This is a genomic window from Cupriavidus sp. 22TCCZM01-5, from assembly GCF_057798915.1.
Genome location: NZ_JBYOJR010000018.1, coordinates 92,798 through 116,977 on the forward strand (window position 1 = coordinate 92,798; position 24,180 = coordinate 116,977).

Genomic DNA, 24,180 nt, shown 5'->3' on the forward strand with positions numbered 1-24,180 from the left:
TGGCGAGCGCCAGTGGCCTCCCAGCCTTCGCGGGCCCTAAAAGGCCTGTTCCGCTTCCTGCAGGTAGGCTCGGCCAAGCTTCACGTATTCATCGGCTGCCCAAGCCAGCTCGGCGACTTCCTCATCGGTCAACGTTCGCACGATACGGCCTGGCGTACCCATGACAAGGCTTCGCGGCGGGATGACTTTTCCGGGAGGAATCAGCGCACCGGCCCCGATCAGGGACTGTTCGCCGATCCGCGCCCCGTCCAGCACCGTGGCCCCGATTCCGATCAAGGACCCATCCGCGACGATGCATCCGTGCAGCCGAGCCTGATGGCCGACGCTTACGCCATCGCCGATGATGACGGGGTGCCCTGGGTCGGCATGCACGACAACGCCGTCCTGGAGGTTGGTCCGGGCACCGATGGTAATCGGTTCCACGTCCGCACGCAGTACCGCGGAGAACCATACGGAACTGTTCTCTCCCAGTGTCACGGCGCCCACGACAGTCGCATTGTCGGCAAGGAAGCAGGACTTGCCGATCGACGGTATCGATTTGCCAAAACGTACCCGCATCACGCCGCCTTCCGTGTCGAGGCTTCGTTACGCAATCGCGCGGTCGCCGTGCTATCCATTGCGCCGTCGTAACTGACTACCACGGCATAGACGTCACGCGCACGCTCGATGCTTAAGTAACCCTCAGTCACGTCCTTTCGAACCAGCTCGGGGTCTCGGGTATGCGGGTCGCCGTAGCCTCCGCCCCCGCAGGAATAGGACAGGATGGTCTCGCCGTCGCGCAGTGTGACGACGCCGCCGGCCGGCAGGGCTTCGAGGCTGCCGGATACCAGGCGTCGCTGCTGCGCGGAGTTGGCACCGGCGAGACCGCCACGGACGCCCTTGGGGCCGTTAACAGAGCCATCGCTGACGTAGCCAATGTCCATTTCGCAACCGCGCGGGCCGAACTCGACAAACATGCTTCGCGCACCGTTGTAGCGTCCGGCTCCCTCGCTGTCGGGCACAAAGCTGCGAGAGCGAACAAACAGAGGGTGGCGCATTTCATCGAGTTCGACACTGTCCTGGAAGCACAGGCCCGCGTTACCAACGTGTCCGATCGTCTGCCATGCGTCGGCCGTCGGCCCCGCGGCGCCGCCGGTGAAGCCAAGGAACAGCTGGTTGATGAAACGGTGACCCGTACTGGGGTCGACGCCCGAAATCACACCGATTGCCGGTGGGATCACGGCACCGCATTCCGCCAGTCCGGCGCCATCCGCCATCTCTGCCACGGCGGTCTGCACGGCATTGGCGACGCGGTCGGCCATATTCGTGGTGGCGACGGAACACGAGGTGGGATGCAGCGGGATGCCAACCACGCAGCCTTCGCGCAAGCGAATATCGATTCGGCGGAAGGACCCTGAGTTCTTGGGCACGGTGTGCTCGATACTGTTGAAGACGCCAACCATCGCGGCCGTGCGTGCGCACGCTTCGCTGAGATTGAGACCACACGGCAGGCAATCCGGGTTGTCACGCAGATCCACCGTCACCTTGCCATTGACGGCATCGACTTCGATCTCGGCGCGGATTGTTACGCCTTCCTCCGGCATGCCGGGGAATAGCGCGTCATGGGTGCTGGTGCCCGTCCCGCGCCCGGGAGTCAGGGACTGAATGGCGCTGATCATGCGCTGCTCGGAGTAATCCAGGTAATCGACTGCATACTGCTCCAGTCGGTCCCATCCGAGTTCTTCACCCAGCGCCAGCAGTTCGCGCTCTCCAATGCGGGCGGCACCAACCATCGCGAGATAGTCACCCCACCATTGTTCGGGCACGCGAATGCGCATTTTGCACATGCGCACAATATCGTCGATATTGCTGTAGTCCTGCTGCACCTTGACCGCGGGGAAGATCAGGGCTCCCTCATGGTAGATGTCGCGGGCCCCGCCCATATAAGTGGTTGGCTCCGAGTTGCCGCAGTCGGCCTGGTGCGCCTTGGCCACCACCGTGAAGCGGTGAACGCCCTGGTCATCGATCACCGGCACCAGGATTGTGTGGTCGGCCGGGTGAGAGCAGCCGTGATAGGGCGAATTGTGGAGGAACGCATCGCCACGGCGCAGTTCAGGGTGGAACTGCTTCATGGTCGCGCTCATCATGTCCGGACCGCTCAGCACATGGATGGGAAGGCTTTCGGCCGCTGCCAGCAGCTGGCAATCCGCGGTGACGATGCAGCAGGAGAAGTCCCGTGCGATATTGAGCACGCCTGACCGACCACTACGAAGCAGTGTATTGGCCATCTTGCGGGCGACGCCTTCAAGCCGGTTGGTAATCAATGCGAGCTGGACGCCATCCGTGGCGGGACGCTCGATCTGGTCTCGTTGCATGAGTGGCTCCTGATTAATCGCGGCCGGGAAGAATAGAAAGACTGCCGCTTGCCCGGCGCGTGGCGCTCGCCCCAGGGTTCAGCACGACAGTGGTGAATGACGACTCGATGATTGCTGGTCCCTGGACGGTTTCCGAGGAATCGAGTGCTTCGAAGCGGACCACCGCAGTGTCGACATAGCCCGCGCCCTCGAAATAGGCTTTGCGAACGGGGTTTGCGATCGGGCGCGCGATCGAGTTGGCAAGCGTGCCGCCCTCCTGCGTGCGGATGCGGCAGGCAACCGTCGCTCGCCAGCCCACGATCTCGATGGGCGAGTCCGCATCGCGGATCGCAAAGACTTCTTCGTGGGCGCGGTGAAAGCCTTCGACCAGCGCGGCAATATCCGCTTCTGTGTGGAGTCCATCTGGAGGCAGCTGCACCTCAAGTTCCCATACCTGCTCCGGATAGCGTGCCTCTGCCCAGAGTGTTACGGTCTGAGCCAGGGAGCCCTTGCCTGGCCCATCGATGAATTCCTGGCAACGACCCGTGAGGTCGTTCAGGACTTCCCGCACTCCCGTGAAGTCAAAGGCGTCGCTTCGCGTGAAGAAGGTGGCGTGGTAATGAGAGGTCAGGTCGGACATCATGGCGCCGGCAGCGCTCATGGTGGCACCGACTTGCGGAATGACCAGGCGCGGCGAACTCAGGCGACGTGCAATCAGTACGGAATTCAGTCCGGCCGCGCCACCGCCGCCGATGAGGACGGCCTCGCTTGGGTCGATGCCCTGGTTGATGGTGATGTCGCAGATGGCCTGAACCATGTTCTCGGTGGCAATGCTGATGATCGAGGCCGCGGCTGCTTCCACGGACATAGCCAGCGGAGTGGCGATATGGGCCTGAATTGCCTCACGCGCAGCAACGGCGTCCAGTTTCATGGTGCCGCCGAGGAAGAAGTCGGGGTCGATATAGCCCAACGCGAGCGAGGCGTCCGTGACAGTCGGGAACGTTCCGCCTCGGCCATAGCAAACGGGCCCCGGCACCGCGCCGGCACTGCTAGGGCCAACGTGGAGCATGCCGCCACTGTCTACCCAGGCGATGGAGCCACCCCCTGCACCCACGCTTTTCACGTCCACCGAAGGGAAGCCGGTCATGACGCCGCGGTAGGGCGCGCCGATCCAGGTTTCCTGGGACCACGGCACGCGGCCGCGGCGCACCAGGCTGACATCGTAGGTCGTGCCGCCGGTGTCGGCCACGATTGCCGTTCCTGTGTCTTCGTCGGCCCGCGCGAAGTAGCGGCCGGAAACGGGGGCCATCGAAGGGCCGGAATTGATGAGATGAATGGGGGCGTCCGCGACGTGGTCTGCATCCATGACGCCGCCCTGCGAGGTGACCACCACGACGCGTCCCGGGAAGCCCGCTGACTTGAGCCGATCCACCAGCGTATGCATGTAGGCCCGCATCATCGGCTTCAGGGAAGCATCGATGCAGCTGGACGAGGCCCGACGGAATTCTCGGGGAATCGGGTTGAGGCGGTGCGACAGCGTAAACGGCACGCCGGGAAGGTGGGTTTGAATTAACTCCGCGATCCGCAGCTCGTGTGCAGGATTCACGATCGACCACAGAAGGCATACCGCAACGGCCTCGATCCCCGCGCGCCGCATCTCATCCAGGGACCGGATGAGGGCGGCCTCGTCCAGTGGCTCCAGCTCGGTTCCGTCAGCCAGGATGCGGCCAGGGACTTCCCAGGTGAGTGCCCTTGGCACAAAGGGATCGGGGTACGCCACCGTGAAGTTGAACGGCTCCAGGCGCCCCCCCTCCCGCAAGGTAAGGATATCGCGGTGGCCAGACGGCACGATCAAGGCCGTACGCGCCGTGTTGCCAGTGATGATGGCGTTGATCGCGTGAGTGGTTCCATAGATGAACATCTCGCCGCGCGACAACATGGTGTCGCGCGCAAGCCCAAGGCCGTCGGCGGCGACCTGCAGGGCATCCAGGACTCCGCTGATTGGATCCGACGGAGTCGTGGGGGACTTGAACATATGCAAGTTACCGGCCTCATCTTCAACGATGAGGTCGGTAAAGGTACCGCCTGTGTCTACTGCAAAACGCATGAACTGTCTCCTGTGAGCCAACCCGGTGGGGCGTCGCATCATGACGCCGTCAGCGAGGGCAGTATATTTATCGATGTTTGTGATCACAAGAATATTGAGTATGAAACATGATAAATACGGGTAAACCACTACTTTACGGCGGGATATAAGGGGTAATTTCGGCGCCCATGAAAAATATGTTTGATTTGTGATCACAAAAGAGCTACCTTTGCCCCTGATGCAGAACCCCGCCCGAAAGGCGGTCGACGAATTCAGAACAGAGGAGCAGGAAATGCACGACACAACGAAAGTCGCCATCGTCACCGGCGGTTCACAAGGGATTGGCGAAGCCGCCGCAACGAAGCTCGCGGCCGAGGGCTTCCGCGTCGCCGTAGTTGCCAGCGCGGACCGGGCGAAGGCCGGCAGGGTCGCGGAAGCCATCCATGCCAAAGGGGGCGATGCGGCGGGTTTTGCATGCGACGTCCGTAATCCCGACGCGGCCCGCCGGCTTATCGCGGAGGTTCACGACGCGTTCGGCCGTATCGACGTCCTGGTGAATGCTGCGGGAATCTTCAAGCCGACACCGGCTGGCAGTTCCGACGCCACGCATGTCAACCAGATGATTGACACGAACCTGAAGGGCACATGGAACACCATTGACGCGGTGGTGCCTGTGCTGAGGGCCAATGGTGGAGGGCGAATCGTCAATGTGGCGTCGGTCGCCGGGCTGACCGGCTTTGGCTCCTATGCGATCTATTGCGCGACGAAGGCCGGCATCATCCTCGCGACGCGTGCCCTGGCCTGCGAACTGGGCCGTGAAAACATCAACGTCAATTGCGTGGCGCCCGGCAATACGGCCACCGCCATGAACGACGACATTCGCAATGAGGCTGCCATGCAGGGGCTGCGTGATTTCATGGCGGCACGTACGCCCAGCACGCGAACGTTCTCCGAGCCCGAGGACATCGCAGGCGCCATCGCGTTCCTAGCCTCCGACGCCGCGCGCGCCATGCATGGCAGTTGCCTGTTGATGGACGAGGGCATATCCGCCGGGCTGTGAAAGCGTGACCGGGTGTTCGAATCAACGATAAGAAGGCATTTCCAAGATGAAAGAAAGAGTCCTGGTGACGGGTGGCGCCGATAGTGTCGGCCGCGTTATTGCGGAGCAGTTCCGCGCTAGCGGCGCGCTGGTGCATATCTGCGACGTACGTGCCGACGCGCTGGCCGAGACCCTGCGCGCCAACCCCGGCATGACCGGAACGGTCGCCAATGTGGGTAGGCCCGATGACGTTGGCAGAGTCGTGCGGGAGGCCGAGCGCCAATTTGGCGACATCTCGGTCCTCGTGAACAACGTCGGCATCGCGGGCCCTCGAGCGGCAATCGAAGATATCCCCGACGAGGCATGGCGAGAGACACTCGACGTCAATGTTGGCGCGATGTTCCAGTTCATGAAGCGTGTCGTCCCGGCCATGAAGCGGCACCGTCATGGCGCAATCATCAATTTCTCGACCGGGTCCACGCGCACCCGGCTGCCAATGCGCACGCCCTATGTGGTGTCAAAAGCCGCAGTCGAGTCGCTCACCTTGAATGCAGCCCGCGAGCTGGGTCCGTTCAATGTTCGTTGCAACGCGATCCTGCCGGGCATGATCGATAACGACAGGATGCGGCGAATCGTCGCCAACATCGCACAGGAATCGGGGCGTGCCGCCGAAGAGGTGGAATCGGACTACCTGAAGTACATATCGTTGCGCAGCAAGGTTCAGCCAGAAGACCTTGCGCAGAGCGTTCTCTTTCTCGCGTCGGATGCCGCGGCGAAGATTACCGGCGAGCTACTGGCCGTCAGCGGAAACGTCGAGTGGGAGATCTGACAATGTCACGCAAAGTTATCCTTACCTGTGCCGTAACAGGAAACGCTCCGTTTAATCCCAAGCATCCTTCGATGCCGATTACGCCGGCACAGATTGCTGATGCCTGCGTGGAGGCGGCGAAGGCCGGTGCTTCTGTCGCGCACATTCACGTGCGCGACCCCAAGACGGGCGGAGGCAGCCGCGATCCATTGCTATTCAAGGAGGTGGTCGACCGGGTACGCTCTTCGGGTACGGACATCGTGCTGAATCTCACTTGTGGCTTGGGTGCGTTCCTGCTGCCGGATCCCGAAGACGAATCGAAGGCGCTACCGGAAAGTGACGTCATCCCCGTGGCTGAGCGGGTCCGGCATCTCGAAGATTGTTTGCCGGAAATTGCCTCACTCGATATTACGACTGGAAACCAGGTGGAAGGCAAACTCGAGTTTGTCTACCTGAATACCACTCGAACCCTGCGCGCGATGGCTCGGCGTTTCCAGGAGCTCGGCGTCAAGCCGGAGTTGGAGGTATTCAGTCCCGGAGACATTCTGTTTGGCAAATCGCTAATCGAAGAGGGCCTGATTGACGGAGTGCCCCTCTTCCAGATGGTACTGGGCGTCTTGTGGGGAGCGCCCGCGAGCACGGAGACAATGCTTTATCAACGCAACCTCATTCCGCCGAATGCCCAATGGGCCGCGTTCGGTATTGGACGAGACCAAATGCCAATGATGGCGCAGGCAGCCTTGCTTGGCGGCAATGTGCGTGTTGGCTTGGAGGACAATCTGTACCTGAGCCGTGGCGTCTTTGCCACCAACGGCCAGCTTGTCGAGCGTGCTCGCAACGTGATTGAGCACCTGGGCATGTCCGTGGCCACGCCGGCTGAAGCCCGTGACATCATGGGCTTGTCTCGACCCGCCTAGCGGGTCAAGGGGTGGGGGTCGTACAACAACCCCTGCGCCCCAAGCGTCATGCCATTCCCCTGCGCGCAGAGCGAATGGCATCGCATATCACTCATCCTCGCGCATTCAGTAGACGCAGAATCTCTTCATGCACGCGAGCGTCGCCACATGCGACCACTGCACCGCCATTCTGAGGGTCGTCGCCCGTCCAACTTGTCATGACGCCGCCGGCACCCTCGATGATTGGGATCAGGGCCTGCACGTCATAAGGCTGTAGTCCCGCCTCGACCACGGCGTCGATCTGGCCTGCGGCGACCATGCAATATCCATAACAGTCTCCGCCGTATCGCTGCATTCGGGCGGAACGTGCCACACGCTGGAAAGCTTCCCATTGTTCACCCGCTTCAAACATGTCGGGAGTCGTGCAGAGCAGCTTGGCGTCTGACAGGGCTTTGCAAGGCTGAACCCTTAATAGGTGGCCATTGAGCCAGGCGTGGGTGCCGTCACCGGAGAAGCGCTCGCGCGTGAACGGCTGATCCATGACCCCGAGTACCGGGTGCTGGCCATCATTGAGCGCAATCAGCGTTCCCCAAAGCGGCAGTCCTGTGATAAACGCACGTGTCCCGTCAATGGGATCCAGTACCCACGTGAACGGCTCGGTCCCGACAATTCGCTGCTCCTCTTCGCCGAGAATGCCGTGGGTGGGATAGGTACTCCGGATCAGCTCGCGCATGGCCCGCTCGGCTTCCCGGTCGGCCACGGTAACGGGATCAAAGCGTGTGGCGCCTTTGTCCACCACATCGATCACTGCACGAAAATAGGCGAGCGTGACAGCGCTTGCTGCATCGGCCATGCGACCGGCAAAGGTGAGAAATTCGGCTTGCTGATCCGCGTGCAGTGGCATAGTGAATTAAAGCATGATTCATAGAGAAATCGTGCTCGCTATTGTAGCCCTCTCGTGTCGCAGCTGATCGACCGCGCAGAGCAGGCGCCGAACCCTCAATGCCCTTCGTCTGAATCTCCCAGCATTCTGCGATTGACTGGCCGCATCAATCTTTCACAATGCGCTACTTGAGTGTGAACGGCAGGGCTCTCTAGACTGGTCGGGCTCCTGAAACAGCAGGGGTCGGGCGTGAGAACCCGTTTACGTTGCGGCGAATGGTGGCGCGAGCCATCATTCGTCCTCCCGATGCGCTGGTGCACGCAATTGCTTTCCGGCGGGCCGGGCGGGGCCAGCTTCGGCTGGACCGGTTTCCGTGACGACCGGTTTTCTCACCCCCGTCGTCAGGCCCGCCACCTCACGTGAGAATGAGCGGCGCCCTCTTGTTCATTCGTTACGGAGGTCGAGTGCCGGCCTTATCCCTGGCCCTTCAACAACTTCTTCAGCCCGAGATAGACCGCCCGCCTTTCATCCGGCTCCAACTGCCGGATCACGTCGGCCTGCCCGCGCCGCGCCAGCGGCATGACCTCGTCATGCAGCGCGATCCCGGCCTCCGTCACGCTGCAAATGAGCTTCTTGCGCGGCGTGTTCCCCTCCGTCTCCAGCAGGACAAGCCCCCGTTCCTCCAGTAGCCGCAGTGTGCGGCTGACCAGCGCCTTGTCCGACGTGGACTGGATCACCAGTTCCGAGAAGGGCAGCCGCTTCGCATGCGCGAGCAGCGCCAGGATGCGCCATTCCGGCACGGTCAGCCCGAACTGTTCGGCATAGGGCTGGGTCACCGTGCTGCGCAGCCTCGTGATGAGCTGGCTCAGCATGGTGGTCAGGAAGTTGTCCACCGTCAGGCCGCTGCCGGCCTCGTCCAGGTTCGTCCAGGGAGTGTCTTCCGTGCGGGGCGCCGGCTGGCCTGTTGCAGGCCCGGTGCTTCGGGTCATCGCGTTCTTTCCGGTTGAGACGTATTCAGCACGTATAACGGGCCGGGAAGGCGCGAAAGCGGCGTGCAGGGCGCCAGATTGTCTCATAGGCGAACGCTTTGCCCTCAAAGGCAAAAGTGTGAACGGAAAACACGTCAGTCAATTTGTCAATTGGTAATAAACGTAAGTTGAGTAGTCAATAATCGCGACCTACGATGGTGGTTGTGTTCCTGTAGTGAACATGCGTTTTACCAATAAAACATACGCAGATATGTTTTCCATCGAGCCAACCCTGTCTTCGCGTTGAGCACAACTGACCCGACTCCCGCCGCGAAGCGCCCCCACAGGAGCTGTTGATGAAACGAGATCGCCGACTTTTCCTTGCCGCCACTGCCATGGCGGCGCTGGCGCTTGCCGCGGGCAGCACGGCCGCTGCCGCCGCCTATCCGACCAAGACCGTGACCATGGTGGTCGCCTATCCGCCGGGCGGCGACACGGATGCCATGGCGCGCCTGTATGCCGACAAGCTGTCGGCACGCCTGAAGCAGCCCGTGATCGTGGAGAACCGGCCCGGCGCCGCAGGCGTGGTCGGGACCTCCTTCGTCAGCCGCGCGCAGCCGGATGGCTACACGCTGCTCTATACGCCGAACCCGTTCACGCTCGCGCCGATGGTGCTCAAGCTTGCGCCGGCAGCCAGCTATGACCCGCTGCACAGCTTCACGCCCGTGATCCAGACCGCGGTGCAGGCAGTGCTGCTGGTGGCCAACCCGGCAGCCGGCGTCAAGACAGTCCCGGAGATGATCGCCGCGGCGAAGGCGGGCAAGAGCTTCACCTATGCCAGCCCGGGCGCGGGCTCGCCGATGCACATTGCCGGCGAGATGCTGAACCGCGCCGCGGGCGTGAAGATCCAGCACGTGCCGTACAAGGGCGTGGCGCCGGCCGTCAACGACGTGGTGGCCGGTCACGTGAACTTTGCCTACGTCACGTTGGGCCCGGTCGCGCAGTACATCAACACGGGCAAACTGATCTCCCTGGCCATCACCGATGCGAAGCGCTCCGCGCTGCTGCCGAACGTGCCGACACTGGCCGAACTTGGCTACAAGGACGTGGTGGTCGGTGCATGGCATGGCGTGATGGCGCCCAAGGGCACGCCCGCCGAGGTGGTGAAGGTGCTCAACGCGCAGCTTAACGACGTCATCAAGCTGCCGGACGTCGCGGAAAAGATGGCGACCTTCGGCGCGCTGCCGGTGGGTGGCGCCCCTGCGGCGCTTGATAAGGTCAACGCTTCCGACTACGAGCGCCTCGGCAAGGTCATCCGCGACATGGGCATTTCCGCGGAATGACGCAGCACGCAGCAGATCGATGCAATACCAGACGCAGGAGGCGGGCATGAGCCAGTCCATCGTGGGAGCGTCCACGCCGCAGGTGACCGCGCGGGAGAAGGTCATGGGGCGCGCGCAATATGCCGGCGACATCAAGCTGCCCGGCATGCTGCACGCGAAGGTGCTGCGCAGCCCGCACCCGCATGCGCGCATCGCCGGCATCGACACCTCGGCGGCGAAGGCGCTGCCCGGTGTCAAGCTGGTGGTGACCGGGCGCGACACGCCCACGCGCCTGTGGGGGCCGCACCGCAAGGAGCAGCGCATCCTGGCCGCCGGCGTGGTGCGCCACGTGGGCGAGGAAGTCGCGGCCGTGGTGGCGGTGAGCGAGGAAATCGCCCGCGATGCGCTGGACCTGATCCGCGTCGAGTACGCGCCGTTGCCGGCGCTGCTGAGCCCCGAGGCCGCTTTGGCCGACGGGGCGCCGGAGATCCATGCCGGCACGCGCAATATCGGCCATGAGATGCATATCGAGCGCGGCGACGTGGAAGCCGGCTTTGCCGAGGCCGCCGCGGTATACGAGGCGACCTACGACATGCACTCGCAGTATCCGGGCTACCTGGAGCCGATGGCGTCCGTCGCGGCGCAGGATGGCAACGGGCGGCTGACGGTGTATGCGTCGACGCAGTCGGTGTTCCTCGCGCGCAGCCGCTTGGCCGAGGCGCTCGATCGTCCGGCTTCGACCATCCGCGTGGTGCAGGCCACCACGGGCGGGGGCTTCGGCGCCAAGATCGTCGAGGAGAACAACAGCCTGATCTGCGCATTCCTGGCGACCAGGCTCGATCGCCCGGTGCGGCTCGTCAACAACCGCCTCGAAGATTTCCAGGGGGCGCGCGCGAGTGTGCCCGCGAAGGTCTGGTTGCGCATGGGCCTGTCGGCGGACGGCATGATCGTGGCCAAGGACGTGCGCATCACGGCCGAGTGCGGCGCCTTTTCCGGTCTGGCCGGCGATGTCATGCACGTCAGCGCGATGCGCAGCGACAATATGCACCGCATCACCAACGTGCGCTCGCACGCGGTGCTGGCCTATACCAACAACCCGCCGCGCGGCGCCTTCCGCGGCTTTGGCGGGCAGCAGATGCAGTTCCCGCTGAACTGCCACCTGACGGTGCTGGCCGAGATGCTCGGCATGGATCCGATCGAGGTGCACAAGCGCAATGCCATCGGCCGTGGCGAGACCAGCGTGCATGGCTGGCAGATCGGCAGCACGGGCATGCAGGAGTGCCTGGAGATGACGCGCCAGGCGATCGGCTGGGACGCCAAGCGCGCCGCGCCGCGCGGCACCGGCATGCGCCGGCGCGGCGTGGGCATTGCGGCGGCGATGCACGTCAGCGGCAACCGCACGCTTGGCAACTGGGACGGCTCGACCATCCTGCTCAAGCTCAATGAAGACGGCCGCGTGATGCTGCAGACCAGCGAATGCGACATGGGGCAGGGCGCCAACACCATGCTCAGCCAGATCTGCGCCCAGGAGATGGGGATCCCGCTGTCGCACGTGACCGTGATGGCGCCCGATACCGATACCTCGCCGTTCTGCCTGGGCTCGCTGGCCTCGCGCGTGACCATCATCTCGGGCAATGCCGTGCTGCGCGCCGCGCGCGAAGCGAAGCAGAAGGTGCTGGCGCTGGTGGCGGAGAAATTCGGCGTGGACGCGGACAGCCTGTCGTATGCCGATGGCCGCATCAGCGTGCCGGGCCAGGCGGACAAGTCGGCAACGCTGGCCGAGATCGCACGGCTGCATATCTTCCGCCACGGCGGCGAGGGCATCCATGTGCGCGCTACCTATGACGCGCCCACCGTGATGCATGACGCCAACTACTACGGCAATGTCGCGCCCGCCTATTCGTTCGCGGCGCAGGCGGTGGAGGTCGAGGTCGATACCTGCACGGGCCGCGTGACCGTGATCGACAGCTTTGTTGCCGACGACTGCGGCAAGGCGATCAACCCGCTCGCGGTGCATGGCCAGACCCACGGCGCGACGGTGCAGGCGATCGGCTGGACGCTCTACGAACACTTGCGCTACGAAGACGGCCGCCTGCAGAACGGCAACTTTGCCGACTACACCATGGCCACGGCCGATGCGCTGCCGATGCTGCGCACCGACCTCGTGGAGTCCAACGATCCCAATGGCCCGTTCGGTGCCAAGGGCGCAAGCGAAACCGCGATCCTGCCCGGCGCGGCGGCGATTGCCAACGCGGTGCATCACGCCATTGGCGTGCGTATCCACTCGCTGCCGATCACGCCGGAGAAGGTGCTGGCGGCGCTGCGCGAGCGCAATGAGACGGAGATGGAGACCGCCCATGCGTGATTTCGAATTCCTGGAGCCGGCCACGGTCGGTGAGGCGAGCCGCATGCTGGTGGACCTCGGCGACAACTGCCGCGCCTACGCGGGCGGCACCGCATTGATGCTCGGCATGCGCCAGCGCATGTTGACGCCGAGCCATGTGGTCTACCTCGGCAAGCTGGATGCGCTGCGCAGCATCGCGTTCGACCCGCGTCAGGGCCTGCGCGTCGGCGCGCTGAGCTTGCATGCCGAGGTGGCGCGCTCGCCCGTCGTGCAGGCGCACTATCCGATGCTGGCCAGCATGGCCGCGCGCGTGGCCAATCCGCAGGTGCGCAACCAGGGCACCATCGGCGGCAACCTCTGCTATGCCGATCCGGCCACCGATCCGCCGGGCTGCCTGATGGCCCTTGGTGCGCAGGTCGTGCTGAGCGGTCCGGGTGGGGAGCGCGTGCTGGCGATCGAAGATTTTCTCGTCGACTACTACGTCACGGCCCTGATGCCGGGTGAGATCGTTACCGAGATCCGGTTGCCGGCGCCGGCAGCGGGTGCGGACGGGCGCTACGCGCGGTTCCTGCGTACAGCGGCCGAGCACCGCCCGCTCGCCAGCGTGGCGCTGTCGGTACGCCGCGAGGGCGATTTCTGCGTGGAGGCCCGGCTGGCCGTCGGCGCTTCCACGCCGATCCCGGCCCGCCTGCATCGTGCCGAAGCGCTGCTGATCGGCCAGGCCGTGACGGCGGAACTCGCGGCCGAGGCCGCGGAGATCGTGGCCGCCGACATCAACGCGGTATCGGACATGCGCGGTTCGGAGGACTTCCGCCGCCACATCGTGCGCACGGTCGCACGCCGCACCATCGCCGAGCTGTTCGGCGTGGCCGCGGAATGAGGAGTTGCCATGAGCAAAATCACCATCGATGTCACCGTCAACGGAGAAGAACATAGCGTCGAAGTTCCGGCGCGGCGCATGCTGTCCGACCTGCTGCGCGACGACCTGAACCTGACCGGCACCAAGCGCGGCTGCGAAACGGGCATTTGCGGCGCCTGCACGGTGCTGGTCGACGGCGAGGCCGTCAAGTCCTGCCTGATGCTGGCCGCGCAGGTGCGCGGGCGCCACGTGATGACCGTCGAAGGCCTCGCGGCCGATGGCGAACTGCACCCACTGCAGCAAAGCTTCATGGAATGCGGCGGCCTGCAGTGCGGCTACTGCACGCCGGGCTTTCTGATGACGTCGTGCGCGCTGCTGGCCAACAACCCCAACCCAACGGAAGAGGAGGTCCGTCACGGGCTGAACGGGAACCTGTGCCGCTGCACGGGCTACGTCGGCATCGTCGAATCCATCCTGTCCGCCGCGGAGAAAATGCGTGGAAATTGAAAAGATCCTGGTCACCGCGGCGCCGCCGGCGCGCGTGTGGGAACTGTTGCTCGACCCGAACGTGATGGGCGCCTGCGTGCCCGGCATGGAATCGATCGAGGTCATCAGCGATGTGGAATACATCGCGCACATGGCGGTGAAGATCGCGTTCATCAATGCACGCTTCCGCCTGCATACGAAGATCGTCGAGACGCGCGCGCCGCATTACTTGCGCACCGAGGGCACCGGCGAGGATGCGTCGGTCGCCAGTTCGCTGCGCCAGGCGAGCGAGATCTTCCTGACGGAGCAGGAGGACGGCTCGACCCAGTTGCGCATCCGGGTCCAGGTCGACGTGCTGGGTCGGCTCGGCACCTTTGGCCTGAGCGTGATGAAGACCAAGGCCGACCGGATGTGGGACGAGTTCGGCGCCAACCTGCTGGCGCGGCTGTCGCCGCAGGCCGGCCAGGCCGCAGCGGTGCCGGCTGCTGCATCGACCGCGGCGCCACCGGTTGCCATGCCGGCGATGGCAGCGCCGGCACCGCTCGCCGCGCACAACGGCCATGCAGCCAGCGCTCCGGCCTGGAACGGCCACAGTGACAACGGTGGCCTGCTGTCCAGGCTGTTCGGGCGTGCGCCGGCGCAGCGCGGGCCGCTCTCGGACATCTGCGTGGAATTGCGCCGGCGTGACGAGACCATCGTCGTGCGCTGGCCGGCCCAGCATGGCGAGCAGTGCGCGGCCTGGTTGCGCGACTATCTGAAGTAGGGCGGGGGACATGGCGTGGCGGGGGAACAACCCGCCGCCGCGCGAGGTTTGTCGGCGCGACGGGTACCCTATGGGGCTCAGGCGTGATATATGGGAACGTTGCCGGTGTACGCAGGGGTGGAAAACGGCCCCGCAAGGCACCCGAAGCATGTCCGGAACGCCATAACACGCATAGCAGAGACAAACCATGACCACCGAATCGCCGCCCGAAGACGCCCAGGACAAGTACATCGTGCCGGGGCTGGAGCGCGGCCTGCGCTTGCTGGGCGAGTTCAGCAGCCGCGAGCGCACCCTGTCGGCCGCCGAGCTGGCGCGGCGCCTGAAGGTGCCGCGCTCGACCGTTTTCCGCCTGCTGGCCACGCTGGAGATGATGGGCTTCGTCGAGCGCACCGATGGCGGCCGCGAGTTCCGGCTCGGCATGGCGGTGCTGCGGCTGGGCTTTGACTACCTGGCCTCGCTGGAACTGACCGAGCTGGGCCGCCCGCTGCTGGACCGGCTGCGCGACGAGATCCATTACCCGTGCAACCTCGTGGTGCGCGACGGGCGCTCGATCGTCTACGTGGCCAAGTCCGTGTCGCCGCGCCCGTTTGCCAGCACGGTCAACGTCGGCACGCGGCTGCCGGCGCACGCCACGGTGCTCGGGCGCGTGCTGCTCGAAGACCTGTCGCTGGACGAGTTGCGGGCGCTGTATCCCGAAGCGCGGCTGGAGGTGTTTTCGGAAAGCACGCCGCGCACGGTCGAGGAACTCTACGAGATGGTGCAGCGCGACCGTGAACGCGGCTACGTGCTGCATGAAGGCTTCTTCGAGGCCAGCATCTCGACGATCGCGGCGCCCGTGCGCGACCGTACCGGCAAGGTCGTGGCGGCACTGGGGGCAACCATCCCGGCTTCGCGTATCGACCCGGATCAACTGGACAATATGGTGGAAATGGTCAGGGGCGCCGGCGCGGAACTGTCGCGTCTGCTCGACTACCGTCCGCCCGAACCGCCCCGGCCGTTCGGCCTGGGCTGAACCTTCAACCGATGCAGCAAAGTCATATCAGTTACGACGGCAAGCAGGCCGGATTCCCTACCCGACGCCGCTGGCTTGCTGCCATGGCGGCGGGTCTGCTGGTGACAGCCGGCCTCGCCACGCAGAATGCCTGGGCCGCCTGTGCCAACGTGCGCATCGTGGTGCCGTTCCCGGCCGGCGGGCCGGCCGACCAGCTCGCACGCACGCTCTCGCACGGGCTGCAGCAACGGCATGCGAACGTTCCGTATATCGTCGACAACAAGCCCGGCGCCAACGGCAATATCGGCATCGACGCCGTGCGCCGCGCCGCGGGCGATGGCTGCACGCTGCTCGTGGTGCCGGCCGGCAACCTGACCATCAACCCGACGCTGTTCCCGGCGCTGTCCTACCAGGTGGAGCGTGATTTCCGGCCGGTGTCGCTGCTGGCCAGTTCGCCCAACGTGCTGGCCGTGCATCCGTCGGTCAGGGCGAATTCCGTGCAGGAACTGATCGGGCTCGCGCGGCAGTCGGCGCAGGCCGGGACGCCGCTTGGCTATGCCAGTCCAGGGGTCGGCAGCGGGCTGCACCTGGCCGGCGAGCTGTTCCGGCACAAGGCAGGCGTGACGCTGATGCACGTGCCCTATAAAGGCACGACGCAGGCGCTCAATGACGTGGTGGGCGGCCAGGTACCGGTGCTGCTGGGCACATGGCCGACGCTGGCGCCATTCATCCAGTCGGGCAAGCTGCGCGCGCTGGCGGTGACGCAGTCGAAGCGTTCGCCTGCCGCGCCCGGCGTGCCGTCGCTGGCCGAGCAGGGCGTGGCCGGCATCGACGTCAGTTCCTGGTATGCGCTGCTGGTGCCGCGCGCCACGCCGGCGGCGGCCGTGGACGGACTGGCTGCCGAGGTGCGTGCCTTGCTGGGCACGGCCTCGGTCCGGACCGAGCTGCAGCGCCAGGGCATGGAGCCGGTGGCCAGTACGCCCGACGCGCTCGCTGCGCGCATCCGCGAGGAAACCGCCGCATGGGCGAAGCTGATCCGCGAGTACGACATCAAGGCCGAATAGCGGCGGGATCTGACGGAGGCGGCTGGTACAAACAGAAACCCGCTTCGGCGGGCTTCTGTCTTCCACCAGCCGCCGCCGCATCCGGCATGTGGCAGTTCGGCCGGTATCGGTAGCGCTAGAGTCCGAGCATCAGCTTGGCGATGATATTGCGCTGAATCTCGTTGGAGCCGCCGTAGATCGAAGCCTTGCGGTAATTGAAATAGCGCGGCGCCAGCACGGCGGCATAGTCGGGCCCGACGCGCGGCGGCGCCTCCCGGCCCTGGATCTCCGCCCAGGTGTCCTGCACGAAGGGCAGCGCCGCCGGACCCGCCGCATCCACGGCCAGTTCGCTGATGGCCTGCATGGCCTCCGTCCCCAGCAGCTTGAGCATGCTCGACGCGGCGCCGATCGATTTGCCCGATTCCACGCCGCTGAACAGCTTCAGTTCCACCGCCTGCAGCCCGGCCGCGCGCAGGTGAAGCTGGGCCAGCTTGCGGCGGAAGCACGCGTCCGCGAGTAGCGGCCGGCCATCGTCGCCGGGCTGGTCCGCGGCGATCGCCGCGACTTTGGCCAGCTGTTTGCGCAAGGTCGGGCCATAGGTGCCGCCGCGCTCGAACTCGAGCAGGTACTTGGCGTAGGTCCAGCCCATGCCTTCTTCGCCAATGCGGTTCTCGACCGGCACGCGCACATTGTCGAAGAACACCTGGTTGACTTCCTGCTGCCCGGGCATCGGGCCATCGAGCGTGGGTAGCGCGGCCACCGTGATGCCAGGCGTGCGCATGTCCACCAGCACGAACGAGATGCCTTCCTGGCGCCGTGCGTCGCGGCTGGTACGCACCAGGCAGAACATCCAGTCGGCCCATTGCGCGTGTGTGGTCCAGATCTTGGAGCCGTTGAGCACGTAGTGGGCGCCTTCACGGTCGGTGGCCAGATCGGCGCGCAATTGCAGCGATGCCAGGTCGGAGCCTGAATTGGGCTCGGAGTAGCCCTGGCACCACCACACATCGGATTTCAGGATGGGCGGGAGAAAGCGCACCTTCTGCGCTTCGGTGCCGTACTTCATGATGACGGGCGCCACCATCTTCAGGCCCATCGGCGACACCGGCGGGCAGCCGGCCGCGGCCAGTTCCGACTGGAAAATATGTCGCTGCGTGGGCGACCATCCGGGGCCGCCATAGGCCTCGGGCCAGTTGGGCGCGGCCCAGCCGCGCGCGTGCAGCGCCTTTTGCCAGCGCACCTGGCCGGCCTTGTCCAGGTAGCCGTTCTTGGTTTGCGCCATCATGGCGCGCAGTTCAGGGTCGAACGCCTCGCCAATCCAGGCGCGCACTTCGTCGCGGAACTGCAGGTCTTGCTCGGAGAACTCGAGATGCATCGGCGGGCCTCGCTGAAGGACTGAAGGATGCTTGGGATTTTGGTGGCGCAGCCTCAGGCTGCCGCGGGGTAGAGCAGGTCGGAGTAGCGGTCCAGGTGGTGATCGGCCGAACCGAACTGCAGGTCGATGGCCGTCACGCGCTTGAAGTAGTGCCCCACCGCGAGTTCGTCGGTCACGCCCATGCCGCCATGGATCTGCACCGCGGCCTGCCCGATGAAGCGGCCGGCCTGGCCGGCCTGGGCCTTGGCCGCGCAGGCCGCCAGGGCGCGCTCGTCCGGCGATGCCGTGGCCTGCATCGCCGCGACCTGGGTCAGCGCCACGGACTGTTCGAGCTGCATCGCCATATCGGCCATGCGGTGCTGCAGGACCTGGAAGCTGCCGATGGCGACGCCGAACTGCTTGCGCTGGCGCGCATAGTCGATCGTGTCCGCCAGCATGCGGGCCATCGCACCGTTTGCCTCCGCGCTCAGGGCCACCAGCGCGGCATCGCTCAGTTGATCGATCAGGGGCAGCGCGTGGCCTTCGGTGCCGATCAGGTGGCTGGCCGGCACCCGGACCCGCTCGAACAACATTTCAGCGGCGCGGTTGCCGTCGATGGTCGGGTACTCGCGCAGCGTGAGGCCTGGCGTGTCGCGCGGCACCCAGAACAGACTGATGCCGCGGGTGTCGCGCCGTGCGCCGCCAGTACGCGCGCTGACGATGAAATGCGTGGCGGATGGAGCGCTCGCAACCACCGACTTGTGACCGTTGAGTACATAGCCGGCACCGTCCCATGCGGCGCTGGCCTGCACGTCGTGCCGGCAGTAGCGGCTGGCCGGCTCGGCGTGGGCCCAGGCGACGATGGCCTCCCCGCCGATGATGGCCGGCACCCATTGTTCTGCCAGCGCCTTGCTGCCTTGCAGCAGGGCGCCGCCGCCGAGCACGACGGTTGACAGGTACGGTTCCAGCACCAGGTGCCGGCCGAATTGTTCCATCACGATCAAATGTTCGGCCACACCACCGCCGAGCCCGCCCAGCGCTTCGGGAAACCCCGCGCCAAGGATGCCGAGTTCACGAGCGAAGGCGCGCCAGCAATCGGGGCGCCATCCGGCATCCGTGCGTATGGCGGCGCGGCGCGCTTCGAACTCATAGTGATCGGCCAGGTAGCGCGCGAGCGTGTCGCGCAGCATCGATTGTTCTTCGCTGAACTGGAAATCCACCTCGGCTCCTTTCGGCAAGGGATGGGCTCGGAATGGGAAGGGGCAATGACGCAATGACGTGCTGCGCCGGCCATCTTCGGCGCAAGCCAGTCGCGCGCGCATCGTCGCATCGGACGAAGCCCCGGGGCCCGGCTCTTGCCGCAGTGCCGCATGCCGGGCCTCGTCCCGTTCGTCGTTTCCGACGATGCCCGAGTCTGGCCGGGCTCATGAGAATGCATCCACCCCAACCGCCGCCGATGCGGCGGACCCTATTCGAATTCCAGGAGACCACGCCATGCACCCGTATGTCCACGCGCAGCGCACCCCAGAGAAGCCGGCGGTCATCATGGGCGACGGCACCGTGGTGACGTACCGCGAACTGGACGAGCGCTCCAACCAGGCGGCCCGTCTCTATCGCGGCCACGGCCTGCAGCGCGGCGATCGCGTGGCGTTCCTGATCGAGAACCATCCGCGGCTGTTCGAGCTGTGCTGGGGCGCGCAGCGCAGCGGCATTACCTTTATCTGCCTGAGCACACGCCTGAACGCGGCCGATGCCGCCTACATCATCCGCGACAGCGGCGCGCAGATGCTGGTTTCCTCCCGGGCGCAGGGAGAGGTCGCCGAGGCGCTGATGGAACAGGTGCCGGGCCTGAAGGGCTACCTGATGCTGGACGGCGCCTTGCCCGGCTACATGTCGTACGAAACCACGCTTGCACGGTATCCGGCCCAACGCATCGAGGACGAAACCACGGGCGGCGACATGCTGTATTCATCGGGCACCACCGGACGCCCGAAGGGCGTCTACGCGCCGCCGGGCAGCCCGGACATCGACACACCGACTTCGCTGACCGCGCTCACGCAGAGGCTGTATGGCTTCGGTCCTGACATGCGCTATCTGTCGCCAGCGCCGCTGTACCATGCCGCGCCGCTGCGCTACAACATGTCGGTGCAGGCGCTGGGCGGTACCTCGGTGGTGATGGAGCATTTCGATGCGGAGCAGTTCCTGCGGCTCGTGCAGGAGCATGGCATCACGCATACGCAAGTGGTGCCGACCATGTTCTCGCGCATGCTGAAGCTGCCCGCGGAGACGCGCGCCCGCCATGACGTGTCGTCGCTGCGCGTGGCCATCCACGCCGCGGCACCATGTCCGGTGCAGGTCAAGGAGCAGATGATCGAATGGTGGGGGCCGGTCGTGTGGGAGTACTACGCCGGCACCGAGGGCAATGGCGTGACGGTGGTCAGCTCGTCCGAGTGGCTGCAGCGCAAGGGCACGGTCGGGCGCGCCATGATCGGCAAGCTGCGCATCTGCGATGCGGACGGTGCGTTGATGCCGCCCGGGCAGCCGGGCACGATTTATTTTGCCGAGGGGCGCCAGTTCGTGTACCACAACGACCCGGCCAAGACCGAGGAATCGCGCCATCCCGAACATGCGGACTGGAGCACCATCGGCGACATCGGCTACGTGGACGAGGACGGCTACCTCTACCTCACTGACCGCAAGGCCAACATGATCATCTCGGGCGGCGTGAACATCTACCCGCAGGAGGCCGAGAACCTGCTGATGACTCATCCGAAGGTCATGGATGTGGCCGTGATCGGCGTGCCGAACGAAGATTTCGGCGAGGAGGTCAAGGCCGTGGTGCAGCCGGCCAGCATGGCGGAAGCGGGGCCCGAGCTGGCCGCCGAGCTGATCGCGTTCTGCCGCGAGAACCTGTCCGGCATCAAATGCCCGCGCACCGTGGACTTCGCGGCCGAACTGCCGCGCCTGCCGACCGGCAAGCTGCTCAAGCGGGTGCTGCGCGACCGCTACTGGGCCGGCCACGGCAGCAAGCTGGTTTGATATCCAACGGCGCCGCGATTGGCAGTCGCGGCCTTGCTTGCCGACGCCCGGGCCGGTTTACGCCATAATTCCCTGTTCATTCACGGGCACGGCCGCGCTGTCACACCGGCTGGCCTGCAGTACAAAGGGCAGGGCTGAACCCGGATGCGGAGCACAAACTAGCCAATGGCGAGCAATGAGGAGACTGCCCGGCGCCCGGCGCCGGGCGCGGGCACTGGCGCCCTGGCGGCGAAACTGCGGCCGCCCCTGCTGACCCCTTACCAGGTGGAGCGCTCAGCCATCTGCGATACCGTCTGCGCGGCCGGCTTCGTGCGGCTCGTCCTGGTGCGCGCGCCGGCCGGCTTCGGCAAGACCACGGCCATGCTGCAATGCCGGGCGCGGCTGGAAGCGGCTGGCGTGCCGACGGTCTGGCTGACCCTGGACCGCGCCGATAACGACGCCACGCGCTTCCTCGGATCGCTGGAGGTGGCGCTGTCGCAGGTACTGGAGGGCGGCCCGAAGCGTCCCGCCGATCATGCCGGAGCGGATGCCGGCGAGCAGGCGCTCGCGCTGATGGACCGCGTGGCGCGGCATCATGGCGCCTTTACGCTGTTCCTCGACGATTTCGAAGCGCTCCAGAACCCGGCCGTGGTGGGGCTGGTCTGGCAGCTCGTGGAAAGCCTGCCGCCGGGCGCGCGCGTCGTGGTCGGCACGCGCTGGGTACCGGAGACCGGCCTTGGCCGGCTGCGCGCGCGTGGCGAACTGCTCGAGATCGAGCCCGCCCAACTGCGCTTCAGTGCCAGCGAAACAGAATCGTTCCTGCGCCAGGCACGCGGCCTGAAGCTGGAACAGGCCGCCATCAGCGTCCTGCACCGGCGTACCGAGGGGTGGCCCACCGCGCTGTGGCTGGCCTCGGTCTCCATGGAGCGTCGTGCGCAGCCAGAAACCTTTATCGCGGGTTTCTCTGGCTCGAACGCGGCCATTGCCGATTACCTGGTCGAGGACGTCTTTCACCACTTGCCAGAGCCCGTGCGCGACTTCCTGTTGCGCACGTCGATCCTCGACCAGTTGTGCGGACCGCTGTGCGACGCGCTGTACCAGTCAGCCGCGCAGGCCGGCGCGCCTGCCGAAGGCGAAGCGGCAGCCGGCAACAGCGCCGACATCCTGGCCTGGCTCGAGCGTGCCAACCTGTTCCTGCTGCCGCTGGAGAGCGAGCGCTACGGCGAGCGCGGCACCGGAGAGCAGCCGCAGCAGTGGTATCGCTATCACAGCCTCTTTTCCAGCTTCCTGCGCGGACAGCTCGCGCAGACCCTGCCGCAGGCGGTGCCCGCGCTGCACATGGCGGCCTCGCGCTGGTATGAAGGCCAGGGGCGCCCGGTGCCGGCCATCGAGCATGCCTTTGCCGCCGGGGCGGTGGCCCATGCGCTGCAATTGCTGGACAGCGCGGCGGGCGAGCTGCTGGCGCAGGGGCGCATGCGGTTGCTGACGCGCTGGCTCGAAGTGGTACCGCCAGACGAACTGGCGCGCTGGCCCAAGCTGCAAATCGCGCGCGCGTGGGCGGTGTCGTTCACGCGCGGGCCGGCCGAAGCCATTGCACTGCTGCAGGCTGCCTCCACCGAAGGTGCGGCAGGCGAGCTGCTGGCACATGTGCGCGCGCTGCGGCACATGCTGCTCAATATGATGGACCGCTTCGACGATGCCCGCGCCTTTGCCCGCAACGAATTGCCGCCGCTGCCGATGGGCTATGCCTTTCCCGATGCCATCCTGGCCACGTCGATGGCGCGGCTCGCGGCCGTCAGTGGCGACTACGGCGAGGCGCGCCGCCTGCTGGCCGTGGCGCGGCAGGCCGTGCGCGGTTCGGACAGCAACTTCAACAAGATCTTCTCGGAGTCGGTGGAAGGGCTGATCGACCTGCGCCAGGGACGGCTGCAGCAGGCGCTGGGGCGCTTCCGCATTGCCGCGCGCACCATGTTGCCGAACCGGTTCGGACCGACCAATGGCAATGCCATGGCCTGCATCCTGCTGGCCGAAGGGCTCTATGAGAGCGGCGATTCCGACCGTGCCGGCCGCTTGCTGAATGTGTACCTGCCGCTGTCACGCGACCTGGGCTTGCCGGACCAGATCATTACCGGCCATCTGGTGCTGGCGCGCATTGCCTTCGAGCGTGGCGAAGCCGACCAGGCCCATGAATGGCTGGCCGCGCTGGAGCATCTTGGGCACCATCGCGGCCTGACGCGCCTGGTCATGTCCGCGATGCTCGAGCGCGCGCGCCTGGCCTTGCGCCAGGGCAACCGGCACGCTGCCGAAGAAGCCCTGCTGCGCGCGTCCGAGCCTGCGCTATGGCGTACGCGGCCGGGCGTCAGCTCGTTCGCGAACGATGTCGAAGACATCACGGTAGGCCGCCTGCGCCTGGCTTTGCATGTCGAACCCACCGCGCAGGTGCGCGAGGCACTCGAGCGCGAACTGGCGGCCGCGGTGTCCAACCAGCTCATGCGGCGCGCGCTGAAGCTGCGCATCCTGCTGGCCCAGGCATACCAGCGCACGGGGGATGGCGCACAGGCGCTCGTGGTCATGGGTGAAGCGTTGCGCTTCGGCGCGGCGGAAGGGTTTGTCCGCATCTTTGCCGATGAGGGGGACGAGGTGCGCCGCCTCGTGGCGCAGGCCTGTGCAAGGCAAGGCGGCAACCTGCCGTCGGCGTATGTGGAAAAGCTGCTTGCAGCGTGCGGCATGGGACCGGACGCGGCGCCGGCTAACCAGGCCGCGCCCGCGCCGCTGGTGGAGCCGCTGACCCCGAAGGAGCAGAAGGTGCTGCAACTGCTGGCCGAAGGGTTCTCCAACGTCGCCATGGCCCAGCGGCTGTTCGTGTCGGAAACCACGGTGCGCACGCACTTGCGCAATATCAGCGCCAAGCTTCACGCCAGCAACCGCACGCAGGCCGTGGCCATCGCGAGGCAGCTCGGACTGCTGTGAAAGGCGCGCCCGTCGGGCGC

19 protein-coding genes are annotated in these 24,180 nt (G+C 65.7%); 12 read left to right on the top strand and 7 right to left on the bottom strand.

Going from position 1 to position 24,180, the window contains the following annotated elements; translation table 11 throughout:
* Nucleotides 1-36: 36 nt before the first annotated feature.
* Genes AC3FNH_RS17995 through AC3FNH_RS18005 form a run of 3 tightly spaced genes read right to left on the bottom strand, consistent with a single transcriptional unit; the run spans nucleotide 37 to nucleotide 4,440 of the window.
* The gene (locus AC3FNH_RS17995) at nucleotides 37-558 is read right to left on the bottom strand and encodes a gamma carbonic anhydrase family protein (RefSeq protein WP_488721048.1); all 522 of its coding nucleotides are present in this window, start codon (nucleotides 556-558) and stop codon (nucleotides 37-39) included.
* Nucleotides 558-2,354, bottom strand: a complete 1,797-nt coding sequence (locus AC3FNH_RS18000) for a hydantoinase B/oxoprolinase family protein (protein WP_488721049.1) — start codon at nucleotides 2,352-2,354, stop codon at nucleotides 558-560. Before AC3FNH_RS18000 ends, AC3FNH_RS17995 begins: the two co-directional genes overlap by 1 nt.
* Nucleotides 2,355-2,367: 13 nt before the next feature.
* Nucleotides 2,368-4,440: a hydantoinase/oxoprolinase family protein gene (locus AC3FNH_RS18005; protein ID WP_488721050.1), complete on the bottom strand. Its 2,073-nt coding sequence runs from the start codon at nucleotides 4,438-4,440 to the stop codon at nucleotides 2,368-2,370.
* 217 nt (nucleotides 4,441-4,657) lie between these two features.
* On the opposite strand from AC3FNH_RS18005, the gene AC3FNH_RS18010 reads away from it, so the two are divergent.
* From AC3FNH_RS18010 to AC3FNH_RS18020, 3 genes are read left to right on the top strand one after another with little or no spacing between them, the layout of a single operon-like run.
* Nucleotides 4,658-5,479, top strand: a complete 822-nt coding sequence (locus tag AC3FNH_RS18010) for an SDR family NAD(P)-dependent oxidoreductase (protein WP_488721051.1) — start codon at nucleotides 4,658-4,660, stop codon at nucleotides 5,477-5,479.
* A gap of 46 nt (nucleotides 5,480-5,525) precedes the next feature.
* The gene (locus AC3FNH_RS18015; protein WP_488721052.1) at nucleotides 5,526-6,287 is read left to right on the top strand and encodes an SDR family oxidoreductase; all 762 of its coding nucleotides are present in this window, start codon (nucleotides 5,526-5,528) and stop codon (nucleotides 6,285-6,287) included.
* Nucleotides 6,288-6,289: 2 nt separating this feature from the next.
* A complete protein-coding gene (locus AC3FNH_RS18020) occupies nucleotides 6,290-7,183 on the top strand; it encodes a beta-keto acid cleavage family enzyme (RefSeq protein ID WP_276100913.1) in 894 nt (297 codons plus the stop codon).
* 91 nt (nucleotides 7,184-7,274) lie between these two features.
* Here the strand turns inward: AC3FNH_RS18020 and hisN are convergent, their stop codons facing one another.
* Nucleotides 7,275-8,066 carry a histidinol-phosphatase gene (gene hisN / locus AC3FNH_RS18025; protein WP_488721053.1) on the bottom strand — a complete coding sequence of 264 codons (792 nt, stop codon included), beginning with the start codon at nucleotides 8,064-8,066 and terminating at the stop codon, nucleotides 7,275-7,277.
* Nucleotides 8,067-8,518: 452 nt separating this feature from the next.
* Nucleotides 8,519-9,034, bottom strand: a complete 516-nt coding sequence (locus AC3FNH_RS18030; RefSeq protein WP_488721054.1) for a MarR family winged helix-turn-helix transcriptional regulator — start codon at nucleotides 9,032-9,034, stop codon at nucleotides 8,519-8,521.
* A 335-nt stretch (nucleotides 9,035-9,369) separates the two neighbouring features.
* On the opposite strand from AC3FNH_RS18030, the gene AC3FNH_RS18035 reads away from it, so the two are divergent.
* From AC3FNH_RS18035 to AC3FNH_RS18065, 7 genes are all read left to right on the top strand, one after another.
* Nucleotides 9,370-10,356, top strand: a complete 987-nt coding sequence (locus tag AC3FNH_RS18035) for a Bug family tripartite tricarboxylate transporter substrate binding protein (protein WP_488721055.1) — start codon at nucleotides 9,370-9,372, stop codon at nucleotides 10,354-10,356.
* A 46-nt stretch (nucleotides 10,357-10,402) separates the two neighbouring features.
* Nucleotides 10,403-12,700: a xanthine dehydrogenase family protein molybdopterin-binding subunit gene (locus AC3FNH_RS18040; protein WP_488721056.1), complete on the top strand. Its 2,298-nt coding sequence runs from the start codon at nucleotides 10,403-10,405 to the stop codon at nucleotides 12,698-12,700.
* A complete protein-coding gene (locus AC3FNH_RS18045) occupies nucleotides 12,693-13,559 on the top strand; it encodes an FAD binding domain-containing protein (protein WP_488721057.1) in 867 nt (288 codons plus the stop codon). The genes AC3FNH_RS18040 and AC3FNH_RS18045 overlap by 8 nt, the downstream gene beginning before the upstream one ends.
* 9 nt (nucleotides 13,560-13,568) lie before the next feature.
* Complete coding sequence (locus tag AC3FNH_RS18050; RefSeq protein WP_488721058.1) at nucleotides 13,569-14,045, top strand: (2Fe-2S)-binding protein; 477 nt, start codon at nucleotides 13,569-13,571, stop codon at nucleotides 14,043-14,045.
* Nucleotides 14,035-14,787 carry an SRPBCC family protein gene (locus AC3FNH_RS18055; RefSeq protein WP_488721059.1) on the top strand — a complete coding sequence of 251 codons (753 nt, stop codon included), beginning with the start codon at nucleotides 14,035-14,037 and terminating at the stop codon, nucleotides 14,785-14,787. Before AC3FNH_RS18050 ends, AC3FNH_RS18055 begins: the two co-directional genes overlap by 11 nt.
* A 187-nt stretch (nucleotides 14,788-14,974) precedes the next feature.
* Nucleotides 14,975-15,799 (top strand): IclR family transcriptional regulator, encoded by an 825-nt coding sequence (locus tag AC3FNH_RS18060; protein ID WP_276100921.1) that lies wholly within the window; start codon nucleotides 14,975-14,977, stop codon nucleotides 15,797-15,799.
* A gap of 11 nt (nucleotides 15,800-15,810) precedes the next feature.
* On the top strand, nucleotides 15,811-16,842 hold the full coding sequence (locus AC3FNH_RS18065) for a Bug family tripartite tricarboxylate transporter substrate binding protein (RefSeq protein ID WP_488721060.1): 1,032 nt from the start codon (nucleotides 15,811-15,813) through the stop codon (nucleotides 16,840-16,842).
* Between the two features lie 115 nt (nucleotides 16,843-16,957).
* On the opposite strand, the gene AC3FNH_RS18070 is transcribed toward AC3FNH_RS18065, so the two are convergent.
* Together AC3FNH_RS18070 and AC3FNH_RS18075 are read right to left on the bottom strand one after the other, a co-directional pair.
* Nucleotides 16,958-18,193: an acyl-CoA dehydrogenase family protein gene (locus tag AC3FNH_RS18070; RefSeq protein WP_488721061.1), complete on the bottom strand. Its 1,236-nt coding sequence runs from the start codon at nucleotides 18,191-18,193 to the stop codon at nucleotides 16,958-16,960.
* Between the two features lie 53 nt (nucleotides 18,194-18,246).
* Nucleotides 18,247-19,392, bottom strand: a complete 1,146-nt coding sequence (locus tag AC3FNH_RS18075) for an acyl-CoA dehydrogenase family protein (protein WP_488721062.1) — start codon at nucleotides 19,390-19,392, stop codon at nucleotides 18,247-18,249.
* A 274-nt stretch (nucleotides 19,393-19,666) separates the two neighbouring features.
* On the opposite strand from AC3FNH_RS18075, the gene AC3FNH_RS18080 reads away from it, so the two are divergent.
* Together AC3FNH_RS18080 and AC3FNH_RS18085 are read left to right on the top strand one after the other, a co-directional pair.
* Complete coding sequence (locus AC3FNH_RS18080) at nucleotides 19,667-21,211, top strand: AMP-binding protein (RefSeq protein ID WP_276100923.1); 1,545 nt, start codon at nucleotides 19,667-19,669, stop codon at nucleotides 21,209-21,211.
* A 165-nt stretch (nucleotides 21,212-21,376) separates the two neighbouring features.
* Nucleotides 21,377-24,160: a winged helix-turn-helix domain-containing protein gene (locus tag AC3FNH_RS18085; RefSeq protein WP_276100924.1), complete on the top strand. Its 2,784-nt coding sequence runs from the start codon at nucleotides 21,377-21,379 to the stop codon at nucleotides 24,158-24,160.
* Nucleotides 24,161-24,180: the final 20 nt, after the last annotated feature.

Excerpts from the sequence above, each read along its gene's own strand:
- AC3FNH_RS17995 (WP_488721048.1), bottom strand. The coding sequence starts at position 558 with ATGCGGGTACGTTTTGGCAAATCGATACCGTCGATCGGCAAGTCCTGC.
- AC3FNH_RS18000 (WP_488721049.1), bottom strand. The coding sequence starts at position 2,354 with ATGCAACGAGACCAGATCGAGCGTCCCGCCACGGATGGCGTCCAGCTC.
- AC3FNH_RS18005 (WP_488721050.1), bottom strand. The coding sequence starts at position 4,440 with ATGCGTTTTGCAGTAGACACAGGCGGTACCTTTACCGACCTCATCGTT.
- AC3FNH_RS18010 (WP_488721051.1), top strand. The coding sequence starts at position 4,658 with ATGCAGAACCCCGCCCGAAAGGCGGTCGACGAATTCAGAACAGAGGAG.
- AC3FNH_RS18015 (WP_488721052.1), top strand. The coding sequence starts at position 5,526 with ATGAAAGAAAGAGTCCTGGTGACGGGTGGCGCCGATAGTGTCGGCCGC.
- AC3FNH_RS18020 (WP_276100913.1), top strand. The coding sequence starts at position 6,290 with ATGTCACGCAAAGTTATCCTTACCTGTGCCGTAACAGGAAACGCTCCG.
- hisN (WP_488721053.1), bottom strand. The coding sequence starts at position 8,066 with ATGCCACTGCACGCGGATCAGCAAGCCGAATTTCTCACCTTTGCCGGT.
- AC3FNH_RS18030 (WP_488721054.1), bottom strand. The coding sequence starts at position 9,034 with ATGACCCGAAGCACCGGGCCTGCAACAGGCCAGCCGGCGCCCCGCACG.
- AC3FNH_RS18035 (WP_488721055.1), top strand. The coding sequence starts at position 9,370 with ATGAAACGAGATCGCCGACTTTTCCTTGCCGCCACTGCCATGGCGGCG.
- AC3FNH_RS18040 (WP_488721056.1), top strand. The coding sequence starts at position 10,403 with ATGAGCCAGTCCATCGTGGGAGCGTCCACGCCGCAGGTGACCGCGCGG.
- AC3FNH_RS18045 (WP_488721057.1), top strand. The coding sequence starts at position 12,693 with ATGCGTGATTTCGAATTCCTGGAGCCGGCCACGGTCGGTGAGGCGAGC.
- AC3FNH_RS18050 (WP_488721058.1), top strand. The coding sequence starts at position 13,569 with ATGAGCAAAATCACCATCGATGTCACCGTCAACGGAGAAGAACATAGC.
- AC3FNH_RS18060 (WP_276100921.1), top strand. The coding sequence starts at position 14,975 with ATGACCACCGAATCGCCGCCCGAAGACGCCCAGGACAAGTACATCGTG.
- AC3FNH_RS18065 (WP_488721060.1), top strand. The coding sequence starts at position 15,811 with ATGCAGCAAAGTCATATCAGTTACGACGGCAAGCAGGCCGGATTCCCT.
- AC3FNH_RS18070 (WP_488721061.1), bottom strand. The coding sequence starts at position 18,193 with ATGCATCTCGAGTTCTCCGAGCAAGACCTGCAGTTCCGCGACGAAGTG.
- AC3FNH_RS18080 (WP_276100923.1), top strand. The coding sequence starts at position 19,667 with ATGCACCCGTATGTCCACGCGCAGCGCACCCCAGAGAAGCCGGCGGTC.
- AC3FNH_RS18085 (WP_276100924.1), top strand. The coding sequence starts at position 21,377 with ATGGCGAGCAATGAGGAGACTGCCCGGCGCCCGGCGCCGGGCGCGGGC.